Origin of the sequence: Methylocystis bryophila, from assembly GCF_027925445.1 — a bacterium.
In the GTDB taxonomy this organism is placed as follows: domain Bacteria; phylum Pseudomonadota; class Alphaproteobacteria; order Rhizobiales; family Beijerinckiaceae; genus Methylocystis; species Methylocystis bryophila.
The window spans coordinates 3,132,977-3,151,887 of record NZ_AP027149.1 but is presented as its reverse complement, the minus strand read 5'-3'; the positions used below and the strand labels follow the sequence as shown (position 1 = coordinate 3,151,887).

Annotated in this window: 14 protein-coding genes; 6 read left to right on the top strand and 8 right to left on the bottom strand. The window is 64.1% G+C overall.

Annotated features, from left to right (window positions below):
* Positions 1–232: 232 nt before the first annotated feature.
* From QMG80_RS14675 to QMG80_RS14660, 4 genes are all read left to right on the top strand, one after another.
* Entirely contained in the window at positions 233–1,555 is a 1,323-nt protein-coding gene (locus QMG80_RS14675) for a DEAD/DEAH box helicase (RefSeq protein ID WP_085769850.1), read from the top strand.
* 445 nt (positions 1,556–2,000) lie between these two features.
* Entirely contained in the window at positions 2,001–2,507 is a 507-nt protein-coding gene (locus tag QMG80_RS14670; protein ID WP_085769849.1) for a hypothetical protein, read from the top strand.
* Positions 2,508–2,936: 429 nt separating this feature from the next.
* Positions 2,937–4,268, top strand: coding sequence for a M16 family metallopeptidase (locus QMG80_RS14665; protein WP_085769848.1), 1,332 nt, complete (start codon positions 2,937–2,939; stop codon positions 4,266–4,268).
* Between the two features lie 43 nt (positions 4,269–4,311).
* Positions 4,312–5,598, top strand: coding sequence for a M16 family metallopeptidase (locus tag QMG80_RS14660; RefSeq protein WP_085769847.1), 1,287 nt, complete (start codon positions 4,312–4,314; stop codon positions 5,596–5,598).
* A 34-nt stretch (positions 5,599–5,632) separates the two neighbouring features.
* On the opposite strand, the gene QMG80_RS14655 is transcribed toward QMG80_RS14660, so the two are convergent.
* The 5 genes from QMG80_RS14655 to QMG80_RS14635 all read right to left on the bottom strand — a co-directional run bounded on the left by QMG80_RS14655 (position 5,633) and on the right by QMG80_RS14635 (position 9,645).
* Positions 5,633–6,322: a hypothetical protein gene (locus tag QMG80_RS14655; RefSeq protein WP_210190837.1), complete on the bottom strand. Its 690-nt coding sequence runs from the start codon at positions 6,320–6,322 to the stop codon at positions 5,633–5,635.
* Positions 6,323–6,445: 123 nt separating this feature from the next.
* Positions 6,446–7,786 (bottom strand): TAXI family TRAP transporter solute-binding subunit, encoded by a 1,341-nt coding sequence (locus QMG80_RS14650; protein WP_085769845.1) that lies wholly within the window; start codon positions 7,784–7,786, stop codon positions 6,446–6,448.
* Positions 7,787–7,992: 206 nt separating this feature from the next.
* The gene (locus QMG80_RS14645; RefSeq protein WP_085769844.1) at positions 7,993–8,616 is read right to left on the bottom strand and encodes a hypothetical protein; all 624 of its coding nucleotides are present in this window, start codon (positions 8,614–8,616) and stop codon (positions 7,993–7,995) included.
* Positions 8,617–8,865: 249 nt separating this feature from the next.
* Positions 8,866–9,168, bottom strand: coding sequence for a hypothetical protein (locus QMG80_RS14640; RefSeq protein ID WP_281926142.1), 303 nt, complete (start codon positions 9,166–9,168; stop codon positions 8,866–8,868).
* A gap of 267 nt (positions 9,169–9,435) precedes the next feature.
* Positions 9,436–9,645, bottom strand: a complete 210-nt coding sequence (locus QMG80_RS14635; protein ID WP_085769842.1) for a hypothetical protein — start codon at positions 9,643–9,645, stop codon at positions 9,436–9,438.
* A 183-nt stretch (positions 9,646–9,828) separates the two neighbouring features.
* Here QMG80_RS14635 and QMG80_RS14630 point away from each other — a divergent pair, with 183 nt between their 5' ends.
* Positions 9,829–10,344 (top strand): CAP domain-containing protein, encoded by a 516-nt coding sequence (locus QMG80_RS14630; protein WP_085769841.1) that lies wholly within the window; start codon positions 9,829–9,831, stop codon positions 10,342–10,344.
* Here the strand turns inward: QMG80_RS14630 and QMG80_RS14625 are convergent, their stop codons facing one another.
* The 3 genes from QMG80_RS14625 to QMG80_RS14615 all read right to left on the bottom strand — a co-directional run bounded on the left by QMG80_RS14625 (position 10,345) and on the right by QMG80_RS14615 (position 13,518).
* Entirely contained in the window at positions 10,345–10,875 is a 531-nt protein-coding gene (locus tag QMG80_RS14625) for a hypothetical protein (protein WP_085769840.1), read from the bottom strand. It lies immediately after the preceding gene.
* A complete protein-coding gene (locus tag QMG80_RS14620; RefSeq protein ID WP_085769839.1) occupies positions 10,875–11,675 on the bottom strand; it encodes a hypothetical protein in 801 nt (266 codons plus the stop codon). Before QMG80_RS14620 ends, QMG80_RS14625 begins: the two co-directional genes overlap by 1 nt.
* Before the next feature lie 598 nt (positions 11,676–12,273).
* Entirely contained in the window at positions 12,274–13,518 is a 1,245-nt protein-coding gene (locus tag QMG80_RS14615; RefSeq protein WP_158658517.1) for a hypothetical protein, read from the bottom strand.
* A gap of 531 nt (positions 13,519–14,049) precedes the next feature.
* Between QMG80_RS14615 and gltB the strand changes: the two genes are divergently transcribed.
* On the top strand, positions 14,050–18,819 hold the full coding sequence (gene gltB, locus QMG80_RS14610) for a glutamate synthase large subunit (protein WP_085769836.1): 4,770 nt from the start codon (positions 14,050–14,052) through the stop codon (positions 18,817–18,819).
* Positions 18,820–18,911: the final 92 nt, after the last annotated feature.

Genomic DNA, 18,911 nt, shown 5'->3' with positions numbered 1-18,911 from the left:
GACGATTGACCTCAGCACAGCATTGCTGTACCCAAGCGCTGCTGCGTCGCAGCATGAGGCGCTCCAGCCGCGTAGATCAGGACCTTGCCGCTTTCGGCCGCCCGATCCGCTGTCGAGCCTCCCTATCCTCAGTTGACGGCCCGATACGCGGGGCCGGCCTCCCTGATCCCGGATCGACGGACTCCGCCTTTCGACGAGGCGGGAGCCCGCGACCGCCTATGAAAGACGCTACGTGACCAAATTTTCCGATCTCGGCCTCGCCGAGACGCTGCTTCGCGCCCTCGTGCACGAAGGATATGAAACGCCCACCTCCATTCAGGCGCAGGCCATCCCCTATCTCATGCAGGGCCGCGATCTGCTCGGCATTGCTCAGACGGGCACGGGCAAGACGGCGGCCTTCGCATTGCCGATTCTGAACCGGCTTCTCGAAGATCGCCGCCGCCCCGCGCCCTTCACGACCCGCGCGCTCATCCTGGCGCCGACGCGGGAACTCGCGGCGCAGATCGCCGACAGCTTCCGCGCTTATGGCCAATTCATGCGCCCGAGCGTCGGCGTCATCGTCGGCGGCGTCTCGCACCGCCCGCAGGTCGAAATGCTTTCGCGCGGCCTCGAAGTGTTGGTCGCGACGCCCGGCCGTCTGCTCGATCACGTCGCGAGCGGCCGTCTGAAGCTCGCCGCGACGCAAATTCTGGTGCTCGACGAAGCCGACCACATGCTGGATCTCGGCTTCATCCTCCCGATTCGCCAAATCGTCTCAAAGCTGCCGAGAGAGCGGCAGACGCTGCTCTTCTCCGCCACCATGCCGAAGGAGATCGCGGGACTCGCGGCCGACATGCTGCATGAGCCGGCCGAGGTTTCCGTCACGCCGGTCGCGACGACCGCCGAGCGCGTCGACCAGCATGTGTTCCTCGTCGACGGCGGGGCCAAACGCGACATCCTGGTGGAACTGATGTCGGATGCGCAGGTTGCGCGCGCCATCGTCTTCACGCGCACCAAGCGCGGCGCTGATCGAGTGGCGCAGCATTTGGGCGCGGCAGGCGTCGGCGCCGAGGCTATTCACGGCAACAAGAGCCAGAATCAGCGCCTGCGCGCGCTCGACGGTTTTCGACGCGGGCACACGCGCGTTCTCGTTGCGACCGATATCGCCGCGCGGGGAATCGACGTGGACGGCGTGACGCATGTCGTCAATTACGAGCTGCCGGAAACGCCCGAAGCCTATGTTCATCGCATTGGCCGCACGGCGCGCGCCGGCGCGTCGGGTCGCGCCATATCGCTGTGCGACAATGGCGAGCGGCCCTTGCTGCGCCAGATCGAGAAACTGACGCGCCAGACTTTGGCCTTCACCGATCGACGCAGCGCCGAGGCGCGCCACGAGGAGGCGAAGCCGGCGCCTCGCAATCGCAACGCCGGCGCGCCGAAAGGCGACGGCGGCAACCGCAATGGGCGGCCGCAGCCGAGCCGCGAGGGTCAGCATCGCGATGGATCGCGCCCAAACGGCGCGCGTCCGGCGCGGGCGGAAAAATCTCGCGGGCGCCGCACGGCCTTTGGCGGTTGATCGCCGCGACGGACGGGCTTGAGGAAACGCGCTCGAGGATGCGGCCTCGAGTCGCATCCCGCCGTCGATCTTCCTGAAGAACGAAGAGGCCCCGATCGTCAAAGCTACGGTCGGGGCGTTTTCATCCGCGGGGCTTGATTTCCGCGCGGCTGCGAGGCCGAGAAAGCAAGGCGAGCAGGCCGCCGTAACAGTTCTGCAACGAGGTTTCCTGTGAACGCTCGCGCAAGGCTCGGAACTTTAAGCCTTCCCTCGCGTTGAGGAGAGCGCTGCGCGGGCCAAGCTCAAGCGCTCCTTTGGAGGGCCTGGGAGACGATTTGTCTCCACCGTTCAATCGGGCGTAAGAGCGGTCGGCGAGGCGACGATGCACAGGCCTTCTTCGAGGTTTTGAAAAACCATGCCAGTCCCTCGTTTTTTCTTGTTCCAAGCAGCGTCGCGGGCGAGCCGGATGCTGGTCCTCGCAGCGGCGCTCCCCATGCTTTGCGGACCCGCTGAAGCCGGGTTCTTCGAGGATATTTTCGGCGGAGCGGAGATGCAGAGCGCTTCGCCGAGGCATTGGGGACGCCCGCGCGCGCACCACGCTCGGCGCATGGCCACGCCCACGCCCGCGAAGCTCGTCTCCGTGTCGGAGGGAGCGCGGCCGAAAGGCGGGCAATTCTGCCCGCTGGCCAATAATTCATCCAAAACCATCGACTCCACCCAGGCTTTGATGCGCGATGCGACGCTGCGATACGGCGACGTCGTCGTGACTGACGAGGGCGTGCGCGTTTTCGAAGGGCGAGGGGCTTGCCCGCACGCCATCTCCGATTTTCGCACGCTTGCCGAAACGCGCGATCTGAGCCGCGGGACACGCACTGTCCTTGCCGCGATCGAACGCGACATAAAGACCAAAAACCTCGGTCACGTCGGGCGGCCGATCGTCGCAGCCGACCCGTCCAGTCGCGCCGCGCGATAACATCCCCCCAGCAAGCGCCGTCCTGACAGGTCGCTCGTCGCGCTGACGGAGTCAGCGGCGCGCGGGGTGTCAAGCGCGTTTCCCGCTCGTACGGAATCGTTCGAGCGATGAGGTCGCACTTTTCCGGGACATGCTCTGGAGCGCGATGCGAGAAAGCGGGAACCGGTTTTTTCGCGCGAATCGCGCTCTAAAACTTTGGAATCGATCACGTTATCAGCGTTTGAGCGATTCCCCTCATACGCGTCGTGATCTAGGGGACGATTCGGCCGAAGGAACGCCGCGCCGCGTCGCCCGAATCGTTCCGCTTCCGCCTCCGACCGTCGGCTCGGTCGCCGGCCCTGACAAGCGCCGAATTGGCGCTTATATTGCAAGAAAAGCGCACCCTCCTCTCCAGCCTTCGGCGCCGCGCCGAGGAAAGTTCAAGGGCCGATGCCTCAAGTCCAATCTCATCTCAATCCGGCTCAGCCGTCCCCTTCCGCTGGCGGCGGCAAGGCCAAGGTCGATCATTGCACGCTTGCCAACGGCATGGAGGTCGTGACGATCGAAGATCGTCGCACGCCGGTTGTCACGCATATGGTCTGGTACAAAAACGGCTCGGCCGACGATCCGGTGGGAAAATCCGGCATTGCGCATTTCCTCGAGCACCTGATGTTCAAGGGCACGAAGGAGCACAGCAAGGGCGAGTTCTCCAATCTCGTCTCCGATCTGGGCGGGCAGGAGAACGCCTTCACGAGCTATGATTACACGGCCTATTTCCAGCGCATTGGCAGGGACCACCTCGAGACTCTGATGCGGTTCGAATCCGACCGCATGACCAATCTCGTGCTCAGCGACGAAGTGGTCGATCCCGAGCGCGAGGTGGTCCTCGAGGAGCGTCGCATGCGCGTCGAGAACGATCCAGCGGCGCAGCTCGACGAGGCGCTGCAGTCGGCGCTTTTCGCCCGCCATCCTTACGGCGCGCCGATCATCGGCTGGACTCACGAGATCGAGGATCTCTCGCGCGACGACGCGCTCGCCTATTACCGGCGCTTCTACACGCCAGAGAACGCGATCCTCATCGTCGCGGGCGACGTCTCCCCCGAGGACGTTCGCCGCCTTGCAGAGGAATCCTACGGCCGCATCCCCGCCCGTGAAGCCGCGCCTCGCCGCCGCCGTCCTCAGGAGCCGCCGCCCCGCGCGGAGCGCCTCGTCTCGCTCACGGACGACAAGGTCGAGCAGGCGGCGTATGAGCGCATCTTCGTCACGCCCTCCTATGCGACCGCCGCGCCGGGGGAGGCCGAGGCGCTGGAGCTTCTCGCGCATGTCCTTGGCGGCGGTCCGGCGAGCGTCCTTTATGAGCGCATCGTCGAGGACGAGAAGCTCGCCGTTTCCGTCGGCGCCTATTACATGGGCTCGGCGCTCGACGACACGCGCTTCTATCTCTTCGCCACGCCAGCCGAGGGAGTCGAGCCTGCTGCGCTGGACGCCGCCTTCGATCGGGAGCTGGCGCGGTTCCTGGAGCGGGACGTTTCCGAGGACGAGCTGCGGCGCGCCAAAACGCGCATGATCGCCGACGCGGTCTATGCGCAGGACAGCCAGGTCTCGCTCGCGCGCTGGTATGGCGAGGCGCTCGCCACGGGACTGTCCGTCGCCGACGTCGAGAGCTGGAGCGACCGCATCGATGCGGTTCCCGCGAGCGCCCTTCGCGCCGCCGCGGCCAAATGGCTGGATAAGCGGCGCTCCGTCACGGGCTATCTCCTGCCCACGGAGGAGTCCGCATGATCAGGGCGACTTCACTTCACGATCGCGCGCAAGGTGTTGGCCGATGACGGCGCGCCTCTCTCTACCGCGCCAGAGCTCGCGCGCGGAAACCGTTCAGCGGGTCAAGGCCGCCTGCGGCGTGGAGGCCTGGCTCGTCGAGAGCTACGCCGTTCCTCTCGTGGCGCTGGAATTCGCCGTCGGCGGCGGCGCCTCGCAGGACCCGCAAGGCAAAGGCGGTCTCGCCTCGCTGCTCGCCGGCCTTCTCGACGAGGGCGCCGGTCCTTATGATTCGCGCGCCTTCCACCGGAAGGTCGAGGACTTGGCGATTCACTTGGGTTTCGGGGCCGATCGCGATCATCTCTCGGGGCATTTTCAGTCGCTGACGCGCACGCTCGACGAAGGTTTCGAGCTCTTCGGCTTCTCGCTCAACGAGCCGCGCTTCGAGGCGGAGGCGGTCGCGCGCGTGCGCGGGCAGCTCGCCGCGAGCATCAGGCGCGAGGCGAACGACCCCGACGCAATGGTCGGGAAGGCCTTCCGCGAGGCGGCTTTTCCCGGCCACGCTTATGGCCGGCCGCTTCGTGGCGATCTCGAAACATTGGAGCGCCTGGAGCGAGACGACATCGAAGCCTTGCGCGGAAAGCTCTTCGCTCGTGACAATGTGAAGATCGCGGTGGTCGGCGCGATCGACGCTGCGACGCTCGCAAGAAAGCTCGACGCCGTGTTTGGCGCCTGGCCGCAGTCACCGCAGCTCGAGCCGACTCCCGAAGTCGCCGTGGCGAACGTCGGCGAGCGCCGGGTGATCGAGCTCGACGTGCCCCAGTCGACCTTCCGCTTCGGGCGCGGCGGCGTCGCCAAGGCGGATCCGGATTACTTCGCGGCCGTCGTCGTGAACCATGTTCTGGGCGGCGGGGTGTTCTCCTCGAGGCTCTTCACCGAGGTGCGCGAGAAGCGCGGCCTCGCCTATTCGGTCTATTCGCACCTTCAGGACTACCGCCATACGGCGGCGATGTTCGGCGCCGCCGCGACGAAGAACGAGAGGGCCGGCGAGACGCTCGGCGTCATCGAGGAGGAGTGCCGCCGATTAGCAGCCGAAGGCCCGACCCCTGAGGAGCTCGACAAGGCCAAGAAATATCTCATCGGCTCTTACGCCTTGCGCTTCGACACCTCGACCAAGATCGCCAGTCAACTCGTGCGCCTGCAACTTGATGGCGACGAGCCGAGCTATCTGGATACGCGCAACGAGAAGATCGAGGCGGTGACGCTCGACCACGCGCGCGCCGTGGCGAAGCGGCTGCTCGGCGACGGCAGTCTGCTCGTCGCCGTCGTCGGCAAGCCCCAGGGATTGAGCTGAGCGGGTCGCTGGCAGGGAGGGCTGGAGAGCGCGCTTAGCCGCCGCTGGGCGGGAGAGGCGCCTCGAGCTCGCCGGTCGGCGCGGCCTTGGCCTCGGGAACGGCAGCTGCAGGCGCGGCTGCCGTCTGCTCGGCGGGCTTGCGCTTCTCCAGCGGCGCCGATCCATGCGCCTCCGCGATCGCCGGATGGGCCGCCGTCTTGGCGCCGTGCGAGTTGGCGCCATGCGAGATCGAGCCTGTCGTCTGGGGGTCGTCGCGCCAGACCGGCTGATCGTCAGGGCCGTCCCTTCCGGGTCCGGCGAGGTGGCGCGGCAGAGGCCGCACGGCGAGCACCGCTCCCTGGTAGGGGTCGATGACCAAGCGGCGCGCGCGGCCGTCGGGCTCGACGCCGATAGCGACGATATTCGGCCCTTCGAAATCGAGCGGCCCTTCGAGGCGGAGACCGCGGTCCTCCAGCAGGCCCGCGATCGCTCGCCGTGAGGCGAAGGGAGCGCCGGCGCGCCGGCGGGGTCCGTAATAGCGCGGGCCCTGATCATAGTAGCCGCGCGGGGCGCCGTAGCCCGGCGGCGGCCCATAGTCGTCATAACCGCCATAGGGGGGCGGGCCGCCGTAGGGGGGATAGCCGAAGGCTTGCGCGCGGGCTGGCCCTTGCGCTGCGAAAGCGCCGAGCGCTCCGACGAGCGCGACTGTCGATAGAGACTGCCGTGCGCAGCGGCTGATCATCATCATCGCTCCTAGATCACGCCGCATTCAAGCGATTCGGCACAAACACAGCGTGATCTGGAGAGTGGCAAGCTATTGCGGCGGCGTTGGGGCAGAGGCGAAAGGCTGCCGCGAAGCGCGAAGAGTTCAGCCTGCAGGACCCGTGTCGAGGTCCCTTGGCTCTGATGTCCTCCCCAACGCCGCCCTTCGCTGCGAGATTGAGTGTCGGGCGTGGTCTACGGCCAAGGACACTGCGGCTTGCCCCGCCTCGGTCGAACCCTCGGCAAGATTCCCGACGCAGCTTTCGAGGATCGTCCTGAATTCCTGCTGAAGCGCGTCGAGCTCCGAAGAGCTCGCCGTCAAGGCTTCATTGCCAATGGTGAGAAGTCGAAAAATATTTTCCTGATCGCTTCGTAGCTTCCGATTGCTGAAGAGCCCCGCCGTGAGGGCGATCGCCGATCCGACAACGCTCAAGAGGATGCCGATGAAGTAGAAATAGGTTTGGAACGAATCGAAGAAGCTCTGGTCTCCGCTCGCGAGGTAAGCGGCGACGCCCGGATGGATCGGCAGTATGGGGTTCTTTTCGTCGGGATCCGGAGCCTCGATCTGGTTCGCCGCCGGCGCCAGCTCCACGAGCTTCGCTTTTGTCTTCAAGATGGAGCGGGCCAGCGCGCCAGCGACAGCATTCAGCATCGTGGTCGGAACGACAAAGCGATAGGTGACCGCCACCCCTTTCGCGTCGTCGTCGGGAATCGACGGATTGCCTTTGAAGGCGCCCTTTGGAATGTCGATTTCCTCGAATCCCGGGTTCCTCTTTGCGATGGCTTCCGCTTCGTCCAGGTCGAGAATGCTGGGCGTCCCTCTCGTCGCCTTGGCCACCGCCGCGACAGTGTCGACGACTTGACCCGGGCCGATGGGTCCAACCGCCAGAACGGCAGCCGCGCGCTTGCTGCGCAGCGCCGCGCCGATCTGCGATGGATCCAGAAACACGCGCTTCACCGCCTCCGGCGAAACGTTGAAGTAACTCAAGATCAAATCCAGCGCGTGCGAGTTCTCCTTTTGAACCGGGCTGGTCGGAATAGCGACTGTCTTGCCCGCGAGCTGCCCGACGTTCTCGATCGGCGAGCCCGGCGGCAGCACGATGGCGATAACGTCTCGGCGCAGGATGACGAGAGTCTGGCCATTGACGGGCGGCGGAAGATCGCTGCGCGCCAGGGCGATATTGACCTTGCGCTCCTCCAGGGCCTTGGCGCTGGCGCCAAGATCCGGCACGCTCACGGTTTCAAAATGGATGCGCGGATGCGCGGCTTCCGTGGTGGCGATGAAGGCCGAGATGAAGCGTTGCGCCACGCCCCCGTTCGGGCCGGTCGTGATTGTGAGGGTGGCCTTCGGCAACCAAAGGTACATGGCGGCGAGGAGCCCTGCGATGAGGAGGAAGGCGCCAGCCAAAAATATCGTCGCCATTCGAGGCAGGCGTATGCCGAACATGCGAATGCGCCTCCGCTGGAGCGAGTTCCGCAAAGACCGATAGACCTTGCGCTTGGAATGCGCGCTGCGCCCGCGGTCTTGCCGCACGGACCGGATTAGGAGGCGATGTTGTGCGAAAGCGCCCGCTTAAACAAGCGCGCCGATGCGACCGCCGCCCAAAAAGGCGGCGGCCGAAAGCGTGAGAGGGGAGAGAACTGCGGCGCGGCTCAGGCGCGGCGCTGCCTCGCATAGAGGCCAAAAAAGGTTAATGCGGCGAGCCCCGCGACGCCGGCGCCCGGAATGGGACCCGGGGCTGTGACGGAGACGCCAGCCACGCCGAGATACCACACCGCATCGGCGGTGGTCAGCGTGAGCGTGTCATTGCCCGTGCCGATGAAGCTGAAGGATTCCGGCGTCCACGCGCCGCCGGTGTCGGGATTGGTCAGCGAGACGGAGCCCAGCAGGTTCGACGTGCCTGTTTGCGTGACGCTCAGCCCGAAAAAGGAGGGGTTATCGCCAAAAGCGGCAAGCAGGGCGGATGCGTTATAGCGCTGGCCGGCAACGTCGCTGAAGCTCTGGGTGAGGTAGGTGTTCTCGGGCGAGCCGGCGCTCAGCAGGTAGACCAGGCCGGAGGGTGGGCTCGTGCCCAATCCGGGAATGGAGGTGTTGACCTGGGTGGCGCTCATGTCGCCGCTTTCGGTCCAACCGGGGAGAATGTCGCCCGAAGCGAAATCGCCGTTTTGAATGAGGTTGGCGGCGTGGGCCGAGGACGCTGCGCCAAAAAGCGACAGAACCCCCGCAAAGGCGGCGAGCAGGAGTAGCGCCTTCGGATTTGTCCATTTCGTCTTCAAAGCAGATATCCTTCTGTGGTTGGCGCTGAGGCGCAGAATCAATCAGGGAAGACCGCCGTCATCCCGCGGCCTAACGCCTCGCCAGGAAGACAAAAGAATCGTCGATAGTAAATATGCGCGCGTCAGCGGGCGTGTTTTTACTCCAAGGCGTAGCAAAAGTACCACACGCTTCGCTCGACGGCGAAGCGGGACCGACGTCATTCGACTCGGGCGCGGATCCTCTAGGCGCGAGAGCGCCGAGCCGCGCAATTAGACGAGAAGCCCACGGAACCTGGCGAGAATGAGTATCACCGAGAAGACGGCAAAGCTGAGAAGCCCTTCAGCCAGGCGTGGTTCCGACGCTGCCGCAAGCTTGAAGCCGTGGACAAGGCCCCGGCCACCATTGTCGCCACTGACCGCGCCGCTATGTGCTCGGCTGAAATATGCCGATCCGCCATTGGCGGCGTCGAGATAGATAGTCGTCTTTCCGCTGATTAAATCGCCAGGCCCCCTAACGATCACCGGCGACGCGCCGACTGGCGCCAGCGCGCCAAGCCAAGCTCCGAAGGTCATGGCCGCGAGTGCGCTCGCGAGGGCGCGATTGGCTTTCAAGGACCTCACACAAGATATCCTTCTTCAAGCAGGCGCAGCATCACGCGCGGAAGAAGGCGCGCTCAGCCTCCGCCCAGGCCTCGCCGTCGGGAAGAAGCCAGAGAATGGCTCGCGAGTAAATATTCATACGTATACATGCGTATGATTTTCTCGACCTGTGGCAAAAGCGCCACAGTTGCTTTCTTCAATCTGGCCTTTCCCTGGCGCGCTCCGCGCACCTCTCGTCTGTCAATGAGACGTCGCTGAAGGCCGCTCGCCTCTGCCCGCCAAATCGCGGAGAGCGGCGTCATCGAGGCGCTGGCCCGCGCCGTCCTCGACCCAGACTTCGCAGCCCGTGGCCTTCTTTTCCTTCTCGATTTCGAGCGCGCGCTCAGGAGCGTCGCACAGGATCGTGTGCTCGGCGCCGCCCAAGTCCCTGGCTTTGACGAAAAAATTCATCTCGGCCTTCCGCGCCGTGAGGAAGCAGGCAAGAAATTAGCGCGCGCGGCCGGGATTCAAGCGTAAATCCACGGCTCCTTTCAAAGGCGTGATCGCCTCGCGTGTCGGCCGCGCCCTATTTTTGCCGCTGGATCAGCTTTAGTAACCGGCGCGCGACCATTCCGATGAAACCGTAAAAGCTTCATGCGCGACACAATCTACAGAATAGGCCTCTCGGCCTGTGCCGCTCTCGTCCTTGCCGGGTGCAACTCCACAGAGCCGGCGTCCACGGGCCTTCTGCAGCCGCCCGAGCATCATGCTCTAGAGTCCGGAGGCGCGAGCCTCGACGAGAATGTCGCGCGTGAGATGATCTCGCTCTATCGCAAGACCAACGGGCTCGCGGAGGTCGCGAATGACCCGGCGTTGCAAAAGGCGGCGCAATTCCAGGCGAATGCGATGGCGGAGGCCGGCCGGCTCGACCACAATGTGAAAGGCACTTTCCTCAAGAGGATCGCCGCATGCGGTCGGGGCAGGGGCTATGCGGTCGAGAATGTCTCGGCCGGCTACAAGAGCTTTGACGCGGCGCTCGCGGGCTGGCGACGTTCGAAGCTCCACAACGAGAATTTGCTCGAGCCGCATGTGCGGCGCATGGGGATCGCCACAGCCTATGCGCCCGAGGCCCGCTACAAGGTTTTTTGGGCGCTCATCATGTCGGACTGATCAGCGCGGCTTTGAGCCGACCCTCGTGATGAGGCTACGCTGGAAAGATTCCGCTTCGGCGGTTGAGACGCCGGCGCAATTCGCGGGAATCCAGAGCTTCAGAAAAAACGCGTAGCCGCGCGCGTCCGTGAGGCCGAAGAGCGACTCGAAACGATAGAGCATGCGCAGGAGGCGCAGCCGCGCGGCAATCCCTTCTTCGGCATAGACGCCGCCGTTGTAAACGTAAGAGACGGCATATTCGCCCGACTGAGGATACTGATATTCGCTCGGCGGGATCGCCAATGTGCGCGTGGACACAGGCAGGACGGCGAGCGGCTGGGGACACCGGGGCAAGATAAACTCATAGCCTGTGAGATAGTTGAGGGGATCCGTGAATTCGCCGGAGATGCGCATTGGCCCCGACTCGGAAGGGCGCCCAATTTCGAACTGCGTTTCAGCGAGATCGGAGCTTGCATAGCGGAGGCGTCCAAGGACGCCGCCCAAAAGCGCGCCGCTTATGATCAGAACGACAATCCAGCGCAGCCGATCCATCAAGCGGGTCGTCGCAAGGAAAGCGCAGTGGGGACGGCGACAGCGAAAAAAGCGGCGCATGAGAAGAGCAGCGCGCCGGCTCCTCCATGCCAGAAATAAAATGCGGTCGGAGAAGGCGTCATCAGCAGCATCCGCCATTCGTTCAGGAGAAAGATGGAGAGAACGGCGATTCCAAGCGCGGCGAACTGCGGCCTCTCGGCCTCTGCACTGGCCAGTTTCAGGAACGATAACCACATGAGAATTGCGAGCGAGATGTTATGGAATGCGGAACATCGCTCCAACATGAAGATGAACCACCCATCCGGTGAGACGAGACGAATCCCGTCCTTGCTGACCGGAAAACCAAGGGGGGGACCGATCAGCGCGATCATGGAAAGCTCCGCCTGCATCAGCGGCGCGGAGACCAGCTTGAAGAAGAGGCGACCGAAGGACTCGTAACAGGCGATCGCTAGCCAAAGCTGGCCCACCTGCGCCAAGGCGGCGCGGCGTGGATAATGAATCACAAAATAAAGCCCCGCGAGGCCGGCGCCCAAGAATGCGAAGTGCTGCGACACAGGCGCCAGCATGAGCAGCGCGCATGCGGAAATCACGGCGAAATCTATGCGGGAGAGTGTGATGACGCCCGTTTTGGCTGTGACCAGCGAATAGATCGCGCACAACGCCAAAATTTCCCCGGCGTTGAACTCGAGCAGCGCGTCCAAGGAGCTGTCATCAAGGAAACGCTGAACGCCGGCAATCACGAAAAGCGCGAAGCTGTAAAGAAGCAGGACGTTCGCGTCGGTGAGTTTCAAGCGCAGCAACAGGCGCTCCGCCCACCCGCTCCAATCGATAGTTCCCGCAGGACCCAACCTTGGCGCCTCGTCTCGAGACGGCGCGCCAAGCCCCTGATCTCTCATTTGCCGTCTCGCACCGTCGGCTCTTTCGGCGTCGGATTATCCCCGAGTGCGCTGGCGAAAATATCGCACGGCGGCCATCGCAAGGAGCACTCCCACCACCCCGGCGCCGATCTCGGGCGCAGGGGCGCCGCCGCCATGGCCATGTCCCTCACGCTCAGCAAGGGCCGGACCGGCGGCCACAGAGATGATCGCTACTAAACCCGACGTCTTGGCCAATTTTTCCATGTGTGAGGCTCCCTCAACGCGGCGTCAAGTCGACGCGGAAAACAATCCTAATGTTCAAGCTATCACGATTTTTTATGATGTCCAATTCAGGACAATTGCGAAATGTGAAAACTAAAGTATAGACTGAGTTTAGGCTGGACTCGTATAGCGCGAGGTTTCATCGGGGCCGGGCGGTCAAAGGGGCGCAATTGCGCCAGCGTGGAGTCGGGCGATCGGCCAGGATTTTGACCTTCGCCGCGCGCGCTGGCGCGCCGTGCAGAAGTTACGCAAGCGGCCGTTACGGAGTCGTCAGGGTCAAACCCAAGCGGTTGGCGCCACCCGGGCTTCGCGCGAAGCCGTGATACGCGCCGCCCGCATCGAGATAGATTCCGATAATCACGCCCGCCGAATTAATTCCGAGACCCAGAGTTCCGAACGAGCCAGGCACGTCGATTGTGGTGACCATCCCGTTGGGGCTCCGTAGAAATGCGTGAAACAGGCCCGCGGCGTCATAGAACCACCCTGTAATAAGTCCCGTGAGGTTGATGGCTTGGGGTGCGAAAGTTAGCGCGCCCGGGATCGCGAATGTGGTGATTTTTCCGTCGGGGCTGCGCAAGTAAGCGAGGGGAGTGGTGCAGCTGGAGTCATAAGTCATCCCGACGATCGCGCCCGCCGGGTTGACGCCCGTGGCGATCGAGCCTCCACAGGAAGCGCCCGGCGTGTTGATCGTGTTGAAGCTTCCGTCGGGGGTGCGGACAAAGCCGATGCCGCAGTGGGTGGAGTTGCACAAATCACCCACGACAACGCCTGACGGGTTGATGGCGAGAACCTCGGTAGAAAGAGCGTTCGGCGCATCGATCGTCGTGAGGGCCCCGCTTTTGGAAAGGATAAAACCGTGCTCGGTCAAATGCGCATCGCTATAGGTTCCAGCGATCGTGCCCTGTAGGTTGATGCTTGGAGGCGGGCCGCCGGTGTTCCATATCGGAGCCTCTATGCTGGCGGAGGTCCCTGGCGCATTGAAGGTCACGAAAGCCCCAGCCGCATCTCGCACGAAGCCGTGCTGGGGCGCACATGAGGCCGTGTCACAATAGGCGCCCGTGATTTCTCCAGCTGGATCAAGATCGGTGGGCAGCGTGCGCACGGAGCCCGGCGGATCGAAAATGACAAATGTCCCGCTCGGCGTGCGCAGGAAGCCGTGCTGCACGCCGCTCGCGTCGCCAAAATATCCGGTGATCCTTCCGTCCAGGGTAATCCCGGAAGGCACGGTGAAGAAGGAGCCGGGTGGATCGAAGGTGACGAAGTGGTCGCCCTTGTCTGGAGCTCCAGAGGCCGTCAGCGCGCCTCTCGCCTGTAAGCATCGGATCGTTCGTTGAAGAATCAGCTTGCGAGCCGTGGGTGATCCCGGCGCAAAACCAATTATGGCGCCGCTCGACGGCAAAGCGCATGGAGCGGAGATCGAAACCTGCGCTGGAGCGTCGGTAGCCCAGGAGCCGATCGCAATCATCCAAAGCGCAAAAGAGCAGAGTCTTACTATCCGTCTCATAAAGCTCTCCCTAAGCTTTCCATTTGTAAATCATAGCAATCATGATGTTATGCGCTTTGCCGATATCGCCGACGTCGCGCACATAGTGATAGTACGTCGAGGCAGATAGGAAGCAATACGTAGTAGTACGAGATGTAAACTTAACCATTGAATTCGTAAGCTCTACCTGCCGTGGCAGGCTTCACCACTACCTTCGTCGGAGGCGCAACCAATTGAAAACGACTTCTTGCGAGCGCTTGTATGAAAGTATTTGGCATCGGGACCTCTCCGCGCCTCGACGGGAGCGGGCCAGGATCGCCTATGAGGCGATAAGCCGCGCATCGAGCTTGCCCGGCGCCCTCTCGATGGCTTTCTTGTCACCCCCGTTCAAATCTGGCAGGAATACGGCTGGCGAACGCTAGGCCCCGCGCCGGTTCGCCGAGCCGCAACTCTTGCATCGCTGGAGGACGCCGCTCGCCTCCGGAAGGCTCCGGAGGGAGCATGGCTTTCGCGCCCTCGAGTGCGGACGAGATACATAAGGATTGAATCGACATGCCGCGCACCCCTTACTTGCCCGCCGAGCCGCTGCGCGCGACCTCCGAGCGTGAGCTTACGAAGTTAGAAGGCGCTTCGCGCGACGAGCCGGCATCCAATTTTTCCGCCAGCGGCCCCCTCGGCCGCGATCCGCTGCTCCCGCCCTCGCAAGGGCTTTACGACCCCTCCAAGGAGCATGACTCCTGCGGCGTCGGCTTCGTCGCGAGACTCGACAATCGGGCGAGCCACGACATCGTCGAGATGGGCCTGCAGATTCTGCTCAACCTCGACCACCGCGGCGCCGTCGGGGCCGACCCCAAGCTCGGCGACGGCTGCGGCATTCTCGTCCAGATTCCGCACGGCTTCTTCAAGGAGGAGATGCAGAAGCAGGGAGTCGTCCTGCCGGCGCCGCAAGATTATGCGATCGGCCAGTTCTTCCTGCCGCGCGACGCCGAAATGCGCGAGAAGGCGCGCGCCATCATCGAAGCCGCGATGCAGCGCGAAGGCCTCACGCTGCTCGGCTGGCGCGAGCTGCCCGTCGATTCGAGCGATCTCGGCGCGGCCGTGCGCGAGGTCGAGCCGCACCATGCGCAGCTCTTCGTCGCGCGCAGCCCGGAAATGAAAGACGAGGCGGATTTCGAGCGAAGCCTCTATCTCGCCCGCAAGACCGCTTCAAATGAGATTTATGCGCTCGGTCCTTCGGGCCGCGAGTTTTATTCCGTGTCCGTGTCCTCGCGCACCATCGTCTACAAGGGCATGGTGCTGGTCTCGCAACTACCGCGCTACTTCCTCGATCTTCAGGACAAGCGCTTCGTCTCCGCGCTGGCGCTCGTGCATCAGCGCTTCGCGACAAACACGTTTCCGTCCTGGCGGCTCGCGCATCCCTATCGCTTCGTCGCGCATAACGGCGAGATCAACACGTTGCGCGGCAATCTCAACTGGATGGCGGCGCGGCAAGCCTCCGTCGCCTCGCCGCTCTTTGGCAACGACATCAGCAAGCTTTGGCCGATCTCCTATGAAGGCCAGTCGGACACCGCCTGCTTCGACAACGCGCTCGAGTTTCTCATGCGCGGCGGCTATTCGATGGCGCATGCGGTGATGATGCTGATCCCCGAGGCCTGGTCCGGCAATCCATTGATGGACGCCGAGCGCAAGGCCTTTTACGAGCACCATGCGGCGCTGATGGAGCCTTGGGATGGGCCGGCGGCCATGGCCTTCACAGACGGAAGGCAGATCGGCGCAACGCTCGATCGCAACGGCCTGCGTCCGGCCCGTTACCTCGTCACGGACGACGGCCTCGTCGTCATGGCCTCGGAAATGGGCGTGCTGCCCATTCCGCAGGAGAGGATTGTCGCCAAGTGGCGCCTGCAGCCGGGCAAGATGCTGCTCGTCGATCTGGAGCAGAGCCGCATCGTCTCCGACGACGAGATCAAGCAGGCGCTGGCGCAGTCGCATCCCTATCAAGATTGGCTCGCGCGCACGCAGATTCAGCTCGAGGACTTGAAGCCCGTCTCGGCCGGCGTCGCGCAGCGGGCCGATGTCTCGCTGCTCGATCGCCAGCAGGCCTTTGGCTATACGCAGGAAGACCTCGACCTGCTCGTCTACCCGATGGCCGTGACCGGCCAGGAGGCGGTGGGGTCGATGGGCACCGACACGCCGATCTCGGCGCTCTCGGATCGCGACAAGCTGCTTTACACCTACTTCAAGCAGAACTTCGCGCAGGTGACCAATCCGCCGATCGATCCGATCCGCGAGGAATTGGTCATGAGCCTCGTCTCCTTCATCGGACCGCGGCCCAACATTCTGGATCACGAGGGCTCGGCGAAGAAGAAGCGCCTCGAGGTGCGTCAGCCCATTCTGACCTCGCAGGACCTCGAGAAGATCCGGGCGATCGGCTCCTTCGAGGACAGCTTCGACACCAAGACGCTCGACATCACCTATGACGCAACCCATGGCGCGGGCGGTCTCGACGGCGCGCTGGCTCGGCTTTGCAGCCGGGCCGAGGAGGCTGTGACCTCCGGATACAACATCATCATCCTGTCCGACCGGCGCGTCGGCCCGGACCGCGCGCCGATCCCGGCGCTGCTCGCCACCGCGGCGGTGCACCACCATCTGATTCGCAAGGGCTTGCGCACCTCGGTCGGACTCGTGGTCGAGACCGGCGAAGCGCGCGAGGTGCATCATTTCGCTTGCCTTGCGGGCTATGGCGCCGAGGCGATCAACCCCTATCTCGCCTTCGAGACGCTCGCCGCGCACGCCGAAAATCTGCCGGGCGACGTCAACGCCGAGACGGCCATCAAGCGCTACATCAAGGCGATCGACAAGGGCCTGTTGAAGGTCATGTCCAAGATGGGCATCTCGACCTATCAGTCCTATTGCGGCGCGCAGATCTTCGACGCCGTCGGCCTCGCGCAGCGCTTCGTCGACCAGTATTTCACCGGCACGACGACCCGCGTCGACGGCGTGGAATTGGCCGAGATCGCGCAGGAGACCGTGCGTCGCCATCGTCTGGCCTTTGGCGACGCGCCCGTCTATCGCGACGCGCTCGACGTCGGCGGCGATTACGCCTATCGAATTCGAGGCGAGGCCCATAGCTGGACTCCGCAGACCATCTCGCTGTTGCAGCACGCTGTGCGCGGCAATGCGCGCGACAAATATCGCGCCTTCGCCGATATCCTCAATGCGCAGAGCGCCTCTCTGCTCAATCTGCGCGGGCTGTTCCGGTTCAAGAGCGCGGAAGAGGACGGCCGCAAGCCCGTCCCGCTCGAGGAGGTCGAGCCGGCGTCCGAGATCGTCAAGCGCTTTTCGACCGGCGCCATGTCCTTCGGGTCGATATCGCGCGAGGCGCATACGACGCTCGCCATCGCCATGAACCGCATCGGCGGCAAGTCGAACACGGGCGAGGGCGGCGAGGAGCCGGACCGCTTCAAGCCGGAGCCCAACGGCGACAGCAAGCGCAGCGCGATCAAGCAGGTCGCCTCGGGGCGCTTCGGCGTGACGACGGAGTATCTCGTCAACGCCGACATGATGCAGATCAAGATGGCGCAGGGCGCGAAGCCCGGCGAAGGCGGGCAATTGCCGGGCGACAAGGTCGACGCGGTGATCGCCAAGGTGCGCCATTCGACGCCGGGCGTCGGCCTCATCTCGCCGCCGCCGCACCACGACATCTATTCGATCGAGGACTTGGCGCAGCTGATCTTCGATTTGAAGAACGCCAATCCGAAGGCCGATGTCTCGGTGAAGCTCGTCTCCGAAGTCGGCGTCGGCACGGTCGCCGCCGGCGTCTCCAAGGGTCGCGCCGATCATGTGACGATCTCGGGCTTTGAGGGCGGCACGGGCGCGTCGCCGCTCACCTCGATCAAGCACGCCGGCAGTCCGTGGGAGATCGGGCTCGCCGAGACGCATCAGACGCTGGTGCTCAACGGTCTGCGCGCGCGCATCGCAGTGCAGGTGGACGGCGGCCTGCGCACGGGGCGCGACGTGATCGTCGGCGCGCTGCTCGGCGCCGACGAGTTCGGCTTCGCCACGGCGCCTTTGATCGCCGCGGGCTGCATCATGATGCGCAAGTGCCATCTCAACACTTGTCCTGTCGGCGTCGCGACGCAGGACCCGGTGCTGCGCAAACGCTTCGTCGGCCAGCCCGAGCATGTCATCAACTTTTTCTTCTTCGTCGCCGAGGAAGCACGCGAGCTGATGGCGCAGATGGGCTATCGCAGATTCGACGAGCTCATCGGCCAGACGCAGATGCTCGACAAGGCCGAAGCCCTCGCGCATTGGAAGGCGAAGGGGCTCGATTTCTCTCGCCTCTTCCACAAGCCGCCGGGCGAGGGCGAGGCGATCCGCCACAGCAAGAAGCAGGACCACGGCCTCGAGAAGGTCTTGGACCGCACGCTGATCGAGAAGGCGCAGCCCGCAATCAATCGTGGCGCGAAGGTCGAGATCGCGACGCCGATCAAGAACACCGATCGCGCCACCGGGGCCATGCTCTCGGGCGAAATCGCCAAAGTCTATGGCCACGCGGGCCTGCCGGAAGACACGATCGATATCCGTCTCTCTGGCACGGCGGGTCAGAGCTTCGGCGCCTTTCTTGCCCGCGGCGTGACGCTGCGCCTCGAGGGCGAAGCCAACGACTATGTCGGCAAGGGCCTCTCAGGCGGCAAGATCATCGTCTATCCGCCGCGCGTCGCCACGCAGATCTCGCCGGAGCATTCGATCATCGTCGGCAACACCGTGCTTTACGGCGCGATCGCCGGCGAGGTCTACTTCCGCGGGGTCGCCGGCGAACGTTTCGCCGTGCGCAACTCGGGGGCGATCGCCGTCGTCGAGGGCGTCGGCGATCATGGGTGCGAATATATGACCGGCGGCGTTGTCGTCGTGCTCGGCCCGACCGGGCGCAACTTCGCGGCGGGCATGTCGGGCGGCATCGCCTATGTGCTCGACGAGGACGGGACGTTCGAGACGCGCTGCAATCTCGCTATGGTCGAGCTTGAACCGGTCAAGGAAGAGGAGGCCGCGATGAGCGAGGCCTTTCACCAGTCGGGCGATCTCGAGGGTCACGGACGCGTCGATGTGATGGGCGACATGACGCGCTTCGACGCCGAGCGGCTGCGCCAGCTCCTCGTCCATCACGCCCGCTACACCGAGTCGGCGCGGGCGCGGACGATCCTCGAGAACTGGCAGACGATGCGCGCCAAATTTAAGAAGATCATGCCGGTCGAATATCGGCGCGCGCTGACGGAGCTCATGGCCAAAGGCAAGCCGCAGAGGCTGCGAGCGGCGGGGGAATAAACGGCGGGCGCGTGGTCTCGTTCACCGATCACGCGCTCATCGCCATCGCGGAACGCAGAATTCGCAGTGAGGGGGTCGAGCGCACCTTTTTC